This is a genomic window from Actinomycetota bacterium (assembly GCA_040757835.1).
Classification (GTDB): domain Bacteria; phylum Actinomycetota; class Geothermincolia; order Geothermincolales; family RBG-13-55-18; genus SURF-21.
Genome location: JBFLWJ010000004.1, coordinates 202,832 through 217,052 on the forward strand (window position 1 = coordinate 202,832; position 14,221 = coordinate 217,052).

The window sequence follows — 14,221 nt, forward strand, 5'->3', positions numbered from 1 at the left end:
AAAGGGGGAGACATGACCGAGACCATGGACGTGAGTGCGGACCTGGAGGAGAAGGCCCCAGCCAGGTCGTCAGAGTACGCGGAGATGTACAGCTGGCACGAGGGCATGGACTGGAACCCGGTGGAGAGGGTCATCCTGGAGAGGCGCAGCGTGCGCAAGTACAAGGACAGGCAGGTGCCCGAGGCCCTCGTGAGGCGCATCCTGGAGGCGGGCCGGTTCGCCCCCTCGGCGGGCAACTCGCAGCCCTGGAGGTTCGTGGTGGTGCGCGACCGCGACATGATCGAGAGCATGGAGAAGTACGTGCGCTTGCGCTGCCGCGTGCTCAAGTTCTTCCTCAACTGGCAGGAGAGCCCCCTGGGCAGGCTGGCGTGGCTGTACTCCCAGATCGGGGCCCGCATCCTGCCCAACCTCATGCACCCCATCCCCTTCGGCGCCACCGCCCTCATCGCCGACGGCAAGCTCAAGCTCTTCCACGGCGCCCCCACCGTCATCCTCATCTTCATGGACAAGCGGGGGGCGGCCAAACCCCCGGTGGACGTGGGCATCTGCGGCCAGAACATGGTGCTGGCCGCACACAGCCTCGGCCTCGGCACCTGCTGGGTGGGTTTCGTTGAAGTCTTCAAGTTCGGCACCAAGTGGAACAAGAAGCTGGGCGTCTCTTTCCCGTACAAGCTGGTCGAGGGCATCGCCCTGGGTTACCCGGTGGGAAACCCGGACGGCATGGTCGAGCGCGAGCTGCGGGAGATCGACTGGTGGGAAGACGGCCGCAAGCGGACCGTGTTCTAAGGGAGGTTGAAAGATGGCATACCTTACCTTTAAAGAGAGGATGACCATACCCACCTACGACAACCCCGCGCATGGCACCGCCGGCTGGGTGGTCATCGACGAAAAGAAGTGCAACGGCTGCGGCAACTGCGCCCTCATCTGCCCGGCGAACAGCCTCTACGTGGCCGGGGTCGGCAAGTACAGGAAGGCGCACATGATCGAGAAGGTGCAGCCCGACTGCATGGCCTGCAACGACTGCCAGGCCATGTGCAAGCGGGGCGCCATCAGGGTGAGCGTGCCCTACGACTTCGGGTACTTCTACAAGGCCCTGCACAAGGGGGACCTGGCATACCCGCGGAAGTTCTAGTCTATGGGGTCAGGTCTTGGATTTTGGATACCGAAGTATTTTAAGTAAAGAACAGCGGTATTTACCAGCATCGTTGTAATACACCAGAATCCAACACCCAAGACCTGACCGCTTACATTTTTGGAGACATGTCCGGGCGGTCGCGGTTGGCCAGCCACCACTCGTAGAGCCTGGGGTAGTAATCGCGGATGCGCGGGCAGGAGATACCCGAGCCCCGCAGCATCTCCAGCGTGTTGCTGGCGTCGAAGAGGCCAACATGATTGACGTAAGTCATGGAATCGGGCGGGATGTTCAAGAGCTTGAACATCCATCCCAGCTTGTTCGCCATGAAGTCCACCACCTTCGTGGGTACGGTGATCCTCGCTTTTTTGCCCGCGGTCAGTTCGTAGATCACGTCGAACATCTCCCTCGCCGTGGGGGGGTCCGGGTCCACGACGTGGAAGCACCTGCCCACGGCGGCGGGATTGCGGGTGATCACGGTGACGGCATCCACGATATAGTCGATGGGGACGAAGTTGGGCCGCGTCGTGCCCTTGCCGAGGTACACGGGTGGTATGCCGTACTTGCCGAGGAGGGCGAGCACGCCAAAGGTCAGATAGATGTTGTCGAACTTGTCCGTCTCCCCCGTCCTGGAGTCGCCCATCACCCCGGCCGGCCGGATGATGATGGCTGGCAGGCCTTCCTCCATGGCCCGCCGCACCTCGACCTCGCCCCAGAACTTGGTCATGAAGTAGTTATTGATGAGGTCCTGCCCGGCGTCCAGCTCGTCCTCGGTGATCAGCCCCTCCCTCTCGGCATGCACCACCACCGAGCTGAAGTGGACCAGAAAAGAGAGGTCGCCGCAGGCTTTGCAGAAATCGACGATGTGGCGCACTCCCCAGTAATTTATCCTGCGGGCGATGCCCTCGGGGACGAAGAGGTCGAAGGCCCCCGCGAGGTGCCAGACCTCGGTGGCCCAGGCGGCGAGGGACTCATAACTTTCCGCGCTCAGGCCCAGGTGGGGGTCGGTGACGTCGCCCACCACGGCGCGCAGGCTGCCCCGTTCGGCCGAGCCCTCCCTCTCCAGCTCGGATATGTCCTCGGCGGCGCGGGCCATGAACTTCTCCTGCACCAGGAAGATGAACTCCACGTCCGGGTCGTCCGCGAGGATGCTCCTCACCTGCCAACGACCGATGAAGCCGGGATAACCGGTGAAGAATATCTTCCTTGTGGCCATGGGAGACGCTCCTTACATCCTTGCGCGCGGAGGCCGCCGCGCCGGTTTGCGAAAAACTCCGTACCTAGCTTAACAGGAGCAAGCCGAATACTGAAGACAAATTTGTTCGGGTTTGTATTGTTGCCGTGACGTGAAGACACGGGATACGAACGGAGGTGCGATATGTCTAAGAAAAGGCCGTCCCGCGCCAGGGGCCCGCAATGGTTCCGCGGCAAGGTCGCCCTGGTCACCGGCGGCGCCTCGGGGTTGGGGCGGGGCACGGCCCTCGCGCTGGCCGCCGCCGGCTGCGACCTGGTGCTAGTGGACCTCAACGCCGACCGCCTGCGCGAGGTGGCGTCCACCATCGAGGGCATGGGGGCGAGATGCATCACCAGGCAGGTGGACGTCTCATCGCGCGCGCAGATGGAGAGGATGGCGGAGGAGGTACTCGCGGAGTGGGGCCGGGTCGATATCCTGGTGAACAACGCCGGGGTCGGCGTGGGGGGAGAACTGGTCAATATCCCCCTGGACACCATCGAGTGGATCACGGGCATCAACCTCATGGGCGAGATCTACGGAACCCGACTCTTCCTGCCGCAGATGATCGCGCGGGGCGAGGGCCACGTGGTCAACGTCGGCTCCCTCTCCAGCCTGGTGATCCTTCCCTTCCACATCGCCTACGCCACCACCAAGTTCGGCATCGGCGGCTTCTCGGAGGCGCTGTGGTCGGAGGTGCGCCGCCACGGCATCGGGGTGACCCTGGTCTGCCCCGGGGCGGTGAGCACCAATATCGCGGAGGGTACCCGCGCCTACGCCAGCAACGAGAGGCAGCAGAAGGTCACCGAGAGGTTCGAGCGCTTGCTGGAGGACAAGGGCATGGACGCCGAGGAGGCGGGGCGCCTGGTCGTGGAGGCCATCGCCCGGGACAAGTTCCTCCTGCTCACGGGGCGCGAGGCGTATATCCTCTACTACCTGCACCGCTTCTTCCCCGGTTTCATGCGCCGGCTGGTCGCCTTCCTGACCGGCTTCGCCACCGGGAAGTGAACTGCCATGGCCTCGCCGGTCGCACGCTATCCGGGATTCTCCCCCGGGGACTTCACTCCCCGGCTCTTCGAGGTGGAGACCGCGGACGGGATCATCCTGCGGGGAAAGCGCTACGCCAATCCCGGGGCCGTCCCCCTCATCCTCATCGCGGGCATCTGCTCCAACGGCTTCCAGTACGACCTCGCCTTCGAGGAATGCAACTTCGCCCTCTACTTCGCCCGCCGCGGATACGACGTCTGGGTGAGCAACCTGAGAGGGACGGGACGGGAACCCTACAAGAGCGACGGTGGGGACTTCTCCCACTGCGTGCAGGACAAGGGGATATACGACGTGGCGGCCCTGGTCGATACGGCAGCGCGCGAGACGGGGCGAAAACCGGTGTTGGTCGGGCACAGCATGGGTTCGGTGGTGTCCTTCGTCTACCTCATGGGCGTCTCTTATCGGGAGGAGAACGGCTGCAGGCGCATCGTCCCGGACCCCGCCCTGGCCGCGGAGCACAACCAGGCTGTGGTGGCGCATATCTCCATGGGCGGGCCGCCCTGTTTCCGCTGGCCCAGGGACTGCTGGCATTTCTGGGCAATCCGCAATCCCCTCACCAGGATGTGGCTGCGGGGTATCAGGATGGCGCTCTGGCGTCTTGCCGCGAGCAGGAAGCAGGTGCGGGCAGAGGAAGCGACGGTCGGGCTGATCCAGCGCATGCCACGCCTGGGACCCAGGTTATTCAGGATCCTTTTCTCGTTCTTCGCCAACATGCGCAACCTCAGCGACGAGACCTTCCTGGAGACCGCGCTCTCCGGCATCAGCGACATCTCCATGAACGAGGCCTACCAGTTCGTGGATGCCGCCCTCACGGGGGATTTCCTCGAGAGCAGGGCCATCCTGGGGGATTTTCCGGGCGAGCCCCATAACTACACGCGCAGCATCCACCTGGTGAGCGCACCGGTCCTCTTCGTTACAGGGGAGAAGGACGCGGTCAACCCCAGGACCGTCCACGACTACGGCTTCCAGCGCGTCTCCAGCATGGTAAAGGACTTTATCTGCTGCAAGGGATACGGCCATATCGATCTCCTGTTGGGGCTGCGTGCCCGCGAGGAGGTGTTCCCACGCATCGCGGACTGGCTCGAGGAGAGATGTGGGGTCGAGGGGGGATACGACCCCTAATGGTTTCTCATGATTCTTCCGATTGACAGAGAAGACCCATGCGCCCATAGTTATGGGACGCACCGGCCGGGTCGGCCGGGAGGACGAGACGGACAATCGGGAGTCAGGGCTTGCGCGCTCCGCGTGAACCGGCTAACCGCGAAGAGACGAAGGGAAATACGCTGAGCGACGCGAAAAGGATCGCCAAGAACATAGCCCTGATCACCGGGGGTGGGGTCTTCCGGGCCGTCCTCATGCCCCTCTTCACCATCTTCATCGCCAGGGAACTGGGCACCGAGGGCTTCGGCGCCTTCTCCTTCGCCCTGGCCCTGGCGTCCATCCTGGTCATCGTAGGGGAGATGGGCCTGCCAAAGATGGTGGTGAGGGAGCTAACCAACCACCGGGAAGACGTGGCCAAATACATCGGCGACCTCAGCGTCCTTCGCCTCATCACCGGCCTCGCGAGCATGGGAATCGTGGCCATGATCCTGGTCTTCGCACCCCGGGCTTCGGACACGCGTATCCCCCTCTTCCTCATCGGTTTGAGCCTGCTGGTGTTCACAGGCCTCAGGCGCTTCTTCGACGCCATCTTTCAGGCCTTCGAGGTGATGAAATACCAGGCGCTGGTGGACATGGTCGACATCCTGCTCACTTTCGGTGTGGGAACGGCACTGCTCTTCAACGGTTACGGACTCATGGGCATCGCCTTCGCCATGATGGTGGGGGCCACCATCTCCATGGCCATGGACTTCATCATCCTCACCCGCAAGCTTGGGAAGCCCGTCTTCTCCTTCGACCTCGCGTTCTGGAAGAAGATGGCACTGGGGGCTCTGCCCTTCGGCGTCATCGGGGTCCTAACCTTCCTCTTCGGGTATTCCAACACGGTATTGCTCTCTTTTTTCAAGGGGGACGAACAGGCAGGCCTCTTCAGCTCCGCCTACCGCGTGATCTGGATGACGGCCATCATCCCCGCTACCTGCATGACCGCTATCTTCCCCTTCCTGGCCAGGGTGGGTAAATCGGAGGACGGCAGGCACCGGGACGCCATCCGCCTGGTGGTGAAGTACCTGACCTGCCTGAGCCTGCCCTTCGCGGCGCTGCTCGCCATCTGCGCGCCCCAGATAATCTCGCTGGTCTATGGGAAGTCGTATAGCGGCGCCAGCACCGCCCTGTGGATACTGGCCGCCATCCCCCTGTTCAGCTACGCTTACATACCGTTGATCGACCTAATGAACTCGCAATACAAGCAGCGCTTCTCGGTCATCGCCATCCTGCTCTGCGCGGCCATCAACACCGGGATGTGCCTGCTGCTGGCGCCGCTGCTGGGGGTGGTGGGGGCCGCGGTTAGCACCCTGGTCGCCGAGGCGTGCCTCTTCGGGATCACCATCTTCTTCTCCTGGAGGCACCTCCGAATACACCCGCGCACGTTCAACTTCTGGAAGCCGCTGCTGGCGTCTCTCATCGCCGCCGCCGGCATGCTGCCGCTGCGCAACGTGCTCCCTCTGCCGCAGATGGTCAGCGCATTCCTCCTCGTCTATGTCGCGGCGCTGCTGGCGCTGCGGACCTTCGACCTCGAGGACAGGGCGCTCTTACGCTCCCTCATCCCCATGCGCACCCGCTGATGGGGTCAGCCCCTGACATGTGACATTTCTAATAGCGGTATCTTCTTCAATCTTGTCAGATCGAAAAATGTCACATGTCAGGGGCTGACCCCATTACAGGGTGGCGGGGTCGAGGAAGTCTGTTTTCGCGCGCCTGGGGATGACCTCCACCTCCAGGTCGCCGTCTGTGGAAAGCTCCCACTCGACGCTGGACTCGATCCCGAAGGCCATCTCGAAGAGGCCCTGCACCAGCCCCACCACCATGAGGTGAAGACCGGCGTTGTCCAGGCGCATACGCACGCCACGCTTCCCCATCCTGATCTCGCGCAGTTCACCGAGGCCGCGCAAGGCCAGCTGGGTGCGGATGTCGCCCTCGTCGCCGACCTCCTCTATGGAGTAGAAGCCCGTCTTCACGAAGCGCCGCTGCGCCTCCACAACCGCGCGGGGGATGATCTTACCGAACCGTTCCTCCAGCTCAGCGAAGATGGCGTCGGTCTCTGAGCCTAAGACAGCCATGCGTTTGCCGGTATGGGTGTTCTTGATCACGCCCCGGTCCGTATACCACTTGTACCCGGTGAGGGCCGCCGGACCCCCGCATGACGCGCACCTCTCCAGCTCGATGGCGCCTTCACGTTGCCCGTAGGAATCCATCCGAAACCGGCCCTTGTATTCCTCTGCGTGCCCCTCGGGAAAACATATTATCTCGATGAGGTCCGGGGAGGCCTTCCTGTAGAGGACGCCCAGCTCCCTGGCGAAAAGGATCTCGAAGGCGGCGGCCATGGTCCCGCACGCATAGGGGATGGACAGGGGGTCCGAGATGGACTCGGTTATGAAATCGTCGTCGGCGCCTAAGCTCTGGTAGTCGACCACCTCGTACCGGCCGTATCCGGTGAGGCGCGCCACCAGCCTCAGGGTGTCGTTGATGGGCCTCCAGTCTATCTCGCGCCGCCACAGCATCTCCCTGGTCTCTTCCGGCAGCATCCCCTCGATATAGGTCTTTACGTTCATTTGTTTTACGGCGATGACTATGGGCTCGATGGGTTCGCCGATGATCCCCTCGATGCCGCCGAAGAGCGGATCCAGGTTCTCACACTCCAGGAAATAAGGGCGGGTCTTCTCGGCGCTGGCCTGGACGATGGCGCCACTGCTCAGCCAGCGGTGGTCTGAGGTGATGTACCTGGGGACCCTGCACTCACTACAGGTATCGATCGCCATCTCTCCACGTCCCCCTCGCGGCGGTGGATCAGACCTCCACCGTCTGCTTCACTCCGTGTGGTGTGACCTCGATCTCGAGGTCGCCATCCCGTGAGAGCTCCCATTCCACGTAGGAATCCACGTCGAAGGCCATCTCGAAGAGCCCCTGGGCGATGCCCGCGGTCATGAGGTAGCACGCGGCGTTGTCCACGCGCATGCGCATGCCCCTGGCTCTCACACTGATCTCCCGCAGGTTACCGAAGCCGCGTAGGGCCAGCTGGGTGCGGAAGTCGCCCTCGTCTCCGATCTCTTCGATGGAGTAGAAGCCGGTCTTCACGAAGCGCCTCTGCGCCTCCACCACCACCGCCGGCACCGTATCCCCCAGCTCCCTCTCGAGTTCCTCGAAGAGCGGGTCCTGCACCTCGGGGCCCATCATCGCCATGCGCCTGCGGGTATGGACGTTCGAGATGATGCCGCGGTCCAGGAGCCACCTGAACCCCGCCAGGGCGACTGGCCCTCCGCAGGTGGCGCACTTCTCCAACTCTATATCACCCTCGCGGTGGCGGTATTCCTTTATCGGCATGCGCTCGTCGAGCCGCTCGTCCCGCGAGGATACGGTGGCGGTCACCTCGTAGACGCCAGGGGACACTTCACGGAAGGAAGCTTCGTGCGGACTGCCAGATACGACTTCGCAGCCCCCGGCCTGGGTACCGGCGATGAGCAGGAGGGAGAAGGGCTCACTCACGTTGATGACGGTGTGGTCGTCTGCGTTCCCTATATAGCGGATATCAACGATCTCGTACTTTCCGAAGCCGTTGAGCTGGCCGGTGGTGGTCATGAACGCTGCTACGGAGTCCGGTCCGAGGCTCTCACCCCGAACCATCCCCCTCGCCTCGGGCGGGATGAGGGTATTGAAATACTCGACCGTGCCCCTGCGGGAGATGTCGATGACCAGGCGGTCGATGGGCATGCCTATGATCTTTCCTATGCCCGTGTAGAGGGGGTCGAGGTTCTCGCTCTCCAGGAAACCTACACGCCGCGAGATGTCGTTGCGCTGGACCATGACCCCACTGTTGAGCCACTGGTAGTTCGTGGTGATCTGCTCCGGGACCCCACATTCAGGACATAAGCTTATGTTCAAGTCATCGACCCCCTCCGTTACATGAGCTAAGGTTGAAATCGACCGCGCACGCAGCAAACTTGACCCGCCGCCGGCGGCCGTCCCGGCGGACTCCCACCGCACATTAACGCATGTTTTTGAAAGGGCAAGGGACGGCTGGTTTCATCGTTGACCTTGGTAAAGTGAGGGTGGTTAGCGCATAATCAAGTGGGTATCCGGCACGAGAGGGGAGGCGGCCATGACACTGGAATCCTTGATCGAGGAGTTCCTTAAGGAACGCGGGGCGCTGGCGGTGGGTATCGCCACCACGGAGACGCTCGCGGGCGGTCCGCCCAGCTCGGATATCACCTACCGCATGGAGGGGGCTCGCTCCGCGGTCGGCTTTGCCCTGCCCCTGGACCGCGATCATGTCCGCGCCTTCCTGGCCAAGCAGGACCGCGTTCCCCACGAGGAGGACAATCTCTCCACCAACATCCGTTCCAAGGACCTCTCCTGGGAGCTGGCGGAGATGCTGAAGAAGGAGGGCTTCCAGGCAAAGGGCACTGCGGCCAACATGAAGTACCGCCAGGACGAGGAGGGCTGGGAAGTGAAGCTGCACCCGGACATCAGCCACCGCTATATCGCCGTGCGCTCCGGTCTGGGCTCCTTCGGATGGTCCGGAAACGTCGGTATCAAAGGACACGGGACCGCCATCATCCTGGGTACCACCGTCACAGACGCTGAGCTCGATCCGACCGAGCCCATCCCCGAGGAAGAGGGATTCTGCGACATGTGCAAGCTCTGCTACAAGAGCTGTGCCCTGGGCATGTTCGACAACAAACAGGAGATGTCCGTGACCCTGGGCGGGGTCACTTTCACCCACGCCGCCCGCAGGGACCAGATGCTCTGCGAGTTCACCTGCGGAGGTTTCAATGGTCTTGCGAGGTCGGGCAAATGGTCCACCTGGTCCCCGGGCCGTTTCGAGGTCCCCGGCCCCGAGGACCATGAGAAGTTGCTGGCTGAGTTCTTCCGGGCTGTCGAGCTCTATTACCGCCGTCCGGAGATGCCCGGCGGCTACCAGCATGTCGCCCTCGGTCAGACCAGGCAGTACATGACCTGCGGCAGCTGCCAGATAATATGCTGGGGGAACAGGGAGGAGACGAGGGAGAACGTAAGGCTGCTGCACAGCTCGGGATGCGTGCTGCAGCGGCCGGACGGCGAGCTCTACGCCCTCCCGGCCGAGGAGGCGCGGGCCGCCTTCGAGGCCATGGAGGAAGAGCGCAGGGCCCTGTATTCTTAGCGTAGACCCATAACTCAATAAGTGTAAATCGCGGCCCGCAAATCTGATATAATAGCGCTACCTTTCGGTAACCAGAGGAGTAAATCATCAGGCCATGGCTTGTTGCAACAGGCCGTAGGAAAAGCGGAAAGCGAGGTAGATCAGACATGGCAGAGATCAAAGAAGCCGTCCTGGTTGATGGCGTGAGGACCCCCAACTTCAGGGCCCACGCCGAGAAGGGCTGGGCAAGGAACCTGCGCCCCGACGAACTCCTTACCTACGTCTACAAGGCCCTCTTCGAGCGCAATCCCCAGGTAAAGCCGGAGGACGTGGAGGCGGTGTTCTGCGGCACGGCGAACCAGACCGGCATGCAGAACGACATCGCGCGCCTGGGCTGGCTGGCCAGCGGACTTCCGGACAGCGTGGCCACCAACGGCGTGAACCAGCAGTGCCCCAGCGGGATGTCCTGCATCGAGCACGCCTGCCGCGCCATCATGGCCGACGAGGGTGACATCTTTATCGCCTCGGGTGTGGAGGACATGATGAACGTGCCCATGGCCATGGGCATGGACTTCCCGCCCCGCATCGCGGAATATTACAACCCCGCCGAGCTGCCCATGGGGCCCACGGCCGAGAAGATAGCGGAGCTCTACGACATCTCCCGCGCCGACGCGGAACTCATGGCCTACCACAGCCACCTCAAGGCTGCCGCGGCCAGGGACGCGGGCAAGTTCGCGGCCGAGATCGTGCCGGTCAAAGCCCTTGACGATGACGGTAACGAATGGATGGCGGACAAGGACCAGTGGATCCGCGACAACCCGAGCCTGGAGCAGATGGCGAGCATGAACCCGGCCTTCAAACCAGACGGCAGGGTCACCGCGGCCATCAGCTCGCCGTTGACGGCGGGAGCCTGCGCCGCCCTCTTCATGAGCCGCGAGAGGGCGGACAAGCTAGGCCTATCCTATCACCTCCGCTACGGAGGGGGCGTCATGGCGGGATGCGACCCCACGGTCATGGGGTACGGCCCGGTGCCGGCGGTGAAGAAGCTGCTGGAGCGCAAGGGCCTCACCGTCAACGACATCGACCTGTGGGAGTTGAACGAGGCCTTCGGCACCCAGTCCCTGGCGGTCATCCGCGAGCTGGGCATCGGCGAGAACGCGCCCTTCGACAACATCAACGTGTGGGGCGGCGCGCTGGCCTTGGGGCATCCCCTGGGTGAGTCGGGATGCCGCATCGTCATCACCCTCAACAACATCATGAAGACCGATTTCCCCGACGCCAAGCGCGGCATCGCTACCCTCTGCGGGGGCTTCGGCAACGGCAACGCCACCCTGTGGGAAAAAGTATAAAGTAGCCTCGGTAAGGAGGGGTGGGTCCTCCCGCCCCTCCTTTCTTCTTACGAAAAGACATAAACATCCTTCATTTCTATCGTGCTCTGAACGATACAAACATGGGTGATGAATATGCAGGCCCTAAAGATCGTTCTCCTGGTGCTCGCGCTGTGCATAGTCATCCTCGCGGTCATATACGCCGTCGCCTTCTTGCTCATAAGGAGGCTGCGGGCAAGGGCGGTCGCCGCCCTGCGTTCCGACACCGCCGGGGAAAAGGTGTATCACGTGGCTGACTGCAACTACTTCGGCCTGCTCTCGGAGGGCCTGGCCCAGGTGAGGGGAAACGGGCTGCTGGCGCTGACCTCCGGGGGTATCCGTTTCCGCATGCTCGCCCCCCAGCGCACTCTCTTCATACCCCGCGGATCCGTACGCGCCGTCTCCCATCCCCGCTGGTTCCTGAAGAAGACCAAGGCCAGGGACCTGCTTCGCGTGGACTTCATCAACGACAGGGGAGATGAGGACGCGGCGGCCTGGATCGTCCGCGACCCGCGGTGGTGGGACGGGGCCATCGCCGCGCTTCAAGCGGACCGGGGGCCTGCCGCCAGTCCTTAGCCCGTTCCCGTTTTTTCGTAATCGAACAATACGCATGGCGGAACGACGCTGCGATCATCATCCCTTGCATGCATCAGTTCCTTCTTCATCGCATCGAGAAGTCCGCTCTGGCGGTTCGCCTCGCGTTGCAGTTTATCCAGGGTCCTGCGGATATGGAAATAGAGATCGATATCCAGGTCCTGGCTCGAGGACGTCTTAGCCATAATACCGAGGGATATGTTCGCATACCTGGCCATGTTAACAAGATCGCAGTGCATGTTGCCGTTCGCCTCTTCGAGTTCCTGTACGAAATATGAAGCCCTCAGATATTCTTTCGTCATCTCATTCCTCCTTCCACAATGGGAGCCGAGGCCCTTGCCTTCTGCGGCATGTTCACCATGATCGTCCGTCCTTCTCCACTTCTCCTTATTCACCTACAGCCCTATCTATCATCCCGTCGTTGAAACCGTTGATCCCAGGTTTCTCCAGGATATCTACGCCGTACTCCTCGTACTGTTCCTCTGCTTCTCCACGGTCGCGATCCTTGAACGGATAATAGCCGTCCAGCCAGTGCTGGGAATGCTCGTGTGTTTCCTGAGTCTCCGGGTCCGGCCGCTCGGACAGGTTATCATCGATGTAATCGAACAGCCCTTCCTCCATCCTCAACTCTCACCTCCTTCTCGAATCGTCGGGCCATCTCCATCAGCCCTAGTCCAGCATTGCGAGATTAAATATGGGTATATGGGAGGTAAATTGGCTTTAAATTCTTGTTGAAAAGTTGATTCCTCCACAAGGGCGTGCCGCATGGCGCCCTTTGTCCACCGCGATAGCGCCTCCGCAATAGATGCCGCGTCAGCTTCAGAGCTCGTTCAGCTTCCGTATGGCACCGCCCTCTCCGATGTCCGAAGCAGCCTGAAGTGTGGCTTCACTTGTGCTTTCACCGTTCTTTAACAAAACGTAACCAGGGCTACACCCAGGATTAATCTGGGCCTCCTAAGTTGGTGGTGTTCGAGTGGGACAAAAAGTTGAAAGGGGTGATGCCTGGCACATATGCGCGATCGGCACGAAGAGATAATCCCAGATGTGGAAGGAGAGATCCAGATGTATTCTCACGGGAGAACCATGAAGACCGCCAGCATCATTGTGGCTCTTGCCCTGGCCATGGTGATCTTCCTGGCGGCCCTCGCTGTGACCATGCCGCTCGAGGAAACGCAGGCCATGGGCGGAAGATGCAGCAAGGTCAAGAACATAATCGTCATGATCAGCGACGGCTGCGGATACAATCAGATCGAGGCAACGGACTATTACGAGGCTGGCAGGAAGAAAGCCCAGGCTTACGAGCACTTCCCGGTGAGGGTCGGCATGAGCACCTACGAGTACGAGGGACCCGCAGGAGGCCCGTACAGTCTCCCCGGCTACGATTCGGAGCTTGCATGGAACGATTTCAACTACGTGAAAGGCAACTCCACCGATTCCGCCTCTGCCGCTACGGCCATGTCCACGGGCACCAAGACCTATAACGGCGCCATCGGTGTGGATATAAACGGTGTCCAGCTAGAGCATACCGCCCAGCGAGCCGAGGAGCTGGGGATGGCTACCGGAGTCATCACCAGCGTGGAATGGAGCCATGCCACCCCTGCTGGATTCGTCGCCCACAACGCTTCCCGTAATAACTATGCCGCCATTGGCCAGGAGATGATCGTAAGCAGTGCTACCGACGTCATTATGGGCTGTGGCCACCCCTGGTTCGACGACAACGGACAACCTAAAGTCTCCCCGAACGATTACAGGTACGTCGGAGGGCAGGCCGTCTGGGATGCTCTGGTGGCGGGAACCGCCGGCTGCGGCATCGACGCGGACCACAACGGCAAGATGGACGATGCCTGGAAGCTTATCCAGACCCGCGCCGAGTTCCAGGCCTTGATGAAGGGAAGGGCCCCGAAGCGTGTCTGTGGGGTTGCCCAGGCATATACGACCCTCCAGCAGGCCCGCGGCGGCGACGGTAAGGCCGCTCCTTATGCCGTCCCCCTCAACCAGAGCGTACCCACTTTGGTAGAGATGACCAGGGGCGCCCTCAATATCCTGGACAACGATAAAGACGGCTTCTTCCTCATGATCGAGGGGGGCGCGGTCGACTGGGCGGGCCATGCCAACCAGACCGGCCGCCTGATCGAAGAGGAGATAGACTTCAACAATTCCGTGGAAGCGGTCATGGAGTGGGTACGGTGCAATAGCAACTGGGGCGAGACCCTGCTCATCGTCACCGGTGACCACGAGACCGGCTACCTCTGTGGTCCAGGCTCAGCGGCCGCCCAGCACATGCAGCCTGTCGTCAACAACGGAGCCAGCAACGTGCCGGGAGTAGAGTGGAACAGCGGTGACCACACGAATGCACTCATCCCGTTCTATGCCAAGGGCATGGCATCTCATCTGTTCCGCTGCTATGCAGATGAGTACGATCGGGTACGTGGTTGTTACATCGACAACACCGAGATAGCCAGGATGATCTCAGGGCTGCTCAGGTAGCCCGCTTTCTCCCACATGAAGGAGGGGCTGAAAAGCCCCTTCTTCCATTTTCGTTCTCGGTTCGCATGGCCACTGGAGCGTTGCAGGCC

14 protein-coding genes are annotated in these 14,221 nt (G+C 61.8%); 9 read left to right on the forward strand and 5 right to left on the reverse strand.

The window, feature by feature from the left end; genetic code table 11:
- Nucleotides 1-12 precede the first annotated feature (12 nt).
- Together AB1384_06350 and AB1384_06355 are read left to right on the forward strand one after the other, a co-directional pair.
- On the forward strand, nucleotides 13-786 hold the full coding sequence (locus AB1384_06350; GenBank protein ID MEW6553888.1) for a nitroreductase: 774 nt from the start codon (nucleotides 13-15) through the stop codon (nucleotides 784-786).
- Nucleotides 787-799: 13 nt separating this feature from the next.
- Nucleotides 800-1,132 (forward strand): 4Fe-4S dicluster domain-containing protein, encoded by a 333-nt coding sequence (locus AB1384_06355; protein ID MEW6553889.1) that lies wholly within the window; start codon nucleotides 800-802, stop codon nucleotides 1,130-1,132.
- Between the two features lie 112 nt (nucleotides 1,133-1,244).
- Here AB1384_06355 and AB1384_06360 read toward each other — a convergent pair whose 3' ends face one another.
- A complete protein-coding gene (locus tag AB1384_06360) occupies nucleotides 1,245-2,348 on the reverse strand; it encodes an SDR family oxidoreductase (GenBank protein ID MEW6553890.1) in 1,104 nt (367 codons plus the stop codon).
- 162 nt (nucleotides 2,349-2,510) lie between these two features.
- On the opposite strand from AB1384_06360, the gene AB1384_06365 reads away from it, so the two are divergent.
- The 3 genes from AB1384_06365 to AB1384_06375 all read left to right on the forward strand — a co-directional run bounded on the left by AB1384_06365 (nucleotide 2,511) and on the right by AB1384_06375 (nucleotide 6,133).
- Nucleotides 2,511-3,371 (forward strand): SDR family NAD(P)-dependent oxidoreductase, encoded by an 861-nt coding sequence (locus tag AB1384_06365; protein ID MEW6553891.1) that lies wholly within the window; start codon nucleotides 2,511-2,513, stop codon nucleotides 3,369-3,371.
- 6 nt (nucleotides 3,372-3,377) lie between these two features.
- Nucleotides 3,378-4,532 carry an alpha/beta fold hydrolase gene (locus AB1384_06370; GenBank protein ID MEW6553892.1) on the forward strand — a complete coding sequence of 385 codons (1,155 nt, stop codon included), beginning with the start codon at nucleotides 3,378-3,380 and terminating at the stop codon, nucleotides 4,530-4,532.
- Between the two features lie 110 nt (nucleotides 4,533-4,642).
- Entirely contained in the window at nucleotides 4,643-6,133 is a 1,491-nt protein-coding gene (locus AB1384_06375) for a flippase (protein ID MEW6553893.1), read from the forward strand.
- A gap of 93 nt (nucleotides 6,134-6,226) precedes the next feature.
- Here AB1384_06375 and AB1384_06380 read toward each other — a convergent pair whose 3' ends face one another.
- Together AB1384_06380 and AB1384_06385 are read right to left on the reverse strand one after the other, a co-directional pair.
- Nucleotides 6,227-7,327: a hypothetical protein gene (locus tag AB1384_06380; protein ID MEW6553894.1), complete on the reverse strand. Its 1,101-nt coding sequence runs from the start codon at nucleotides 7,325-7,327 to the stop codon at nucleotides 6,227-6,229.
- Nucleotides 7,328-7,355: 28 nt separating this feature from the next.
- Nucleotides 7,356-8,447 (reverse strand): hypothetical protein, encoded by a 1,092-nt coding sequence (locus tag AB1384_06385; protein ID MEW6553895.1) that lies wholly within the window; start codon nucleotides 8,445-8,447, stop codon nucleotides 7,356-7,358.
- Between the two features lie 217 nt (nucleotides 8,448-8,664).
- Here AB1384_06385 and AB1384_06390 point away from each other — a divergent pair, with 217 nt between their 5' ends.
- The 3 genes from AB1384_06390 to AB1384_06400 all read left to right on the forward strand — a co-directional run bounded on the left by AB1384_06390 (nucleotide 8,665) and on the right by AB1384_06400 (nucleotide 11,627).
- Complete coding sequence (locus AB1384_06390; GenBank protein MEW6553896.1) at nucleotides 8,665-9,705, forward strand: epoxyqueuosine reductase; 1,041 nt, start codon at nucleotides 8,665-8,667, stop codon at nucleotides 9,703-9,705.
- Between the two features lie 146 nt (nucleotides 9,706-9,851).
- A complete protein-coding gene (locus tag AB1384_06395; protein ID MEW6553897.1) occupies nucleotides 9,852-11,033 on the forward strand; it encodes a thiolase family protein in 1,182 nt (393 codons plus the stop codon).
- Nucleotides 11,034-11,147: 114 nt separating this feature from the next.
- Entirely contained in the window at nucleotides 11,148-11,627 is a 480-nt protein-coding gene (locus tag AB1384_06400; protein ID MEW6553898.1) for a hypothetical protein, read from the forward strand.
- Here AB1384_06400 and AB1384_06405 read toward each other — a convergent pair.
- Both AB1384_06405 and AB1384_06410 read right to left on the reverse strand, forming a co-directional pair.
- Nucleotides 11,624-11,947 carry a hypothetical protein gene (locus tag AB1384_06405; GenBank protein MEW6553899.1) on the reverse strand — a complete coding sequence of 108 codons (324 nt, stop codon included), beginning with the start codon at nucleotides 11,945-11,947 and terminating at the stop codon, nucleotides 11,624-11,626. The two genes, AB1384_06400 and AB1384_06405, sit on opposite strands and share 4 nt — an antisense overlap.
- Before the next feature lie 85 nt (nucleotides 11,948-12,032).
- On the reverse strand, nucleotides 12,033-12,272 hold the full coding sequence (locus AB1384_06410; protein ID MEW6553900.1) for a hypothetical protein: 240 nt from the start codon (nucleotides 12,270-12,272) through the stop codon (nucleotides 12,033-12,035).
- A 456-nt stretch (nucleotides 12,273-12,728) separates the two neighbouring features.
- Between AB1384_06410 and AB1384_06415 the strand changes: the two genes are divergently transcribed.
- Nucleotides 12,729-14,132, forward strand: a complete 1,404-nt coding sequence (locus tag AB1384_06415) for an alkaline phosphatase (GenBank protein ID MEW6553901.1) — start codon at nucleotides 12,729-12,731, stop codon at nucleotides 14,130-14,132.
- Nucleotides 14,133-14,221: the final 89 nt, after the last annotated feature.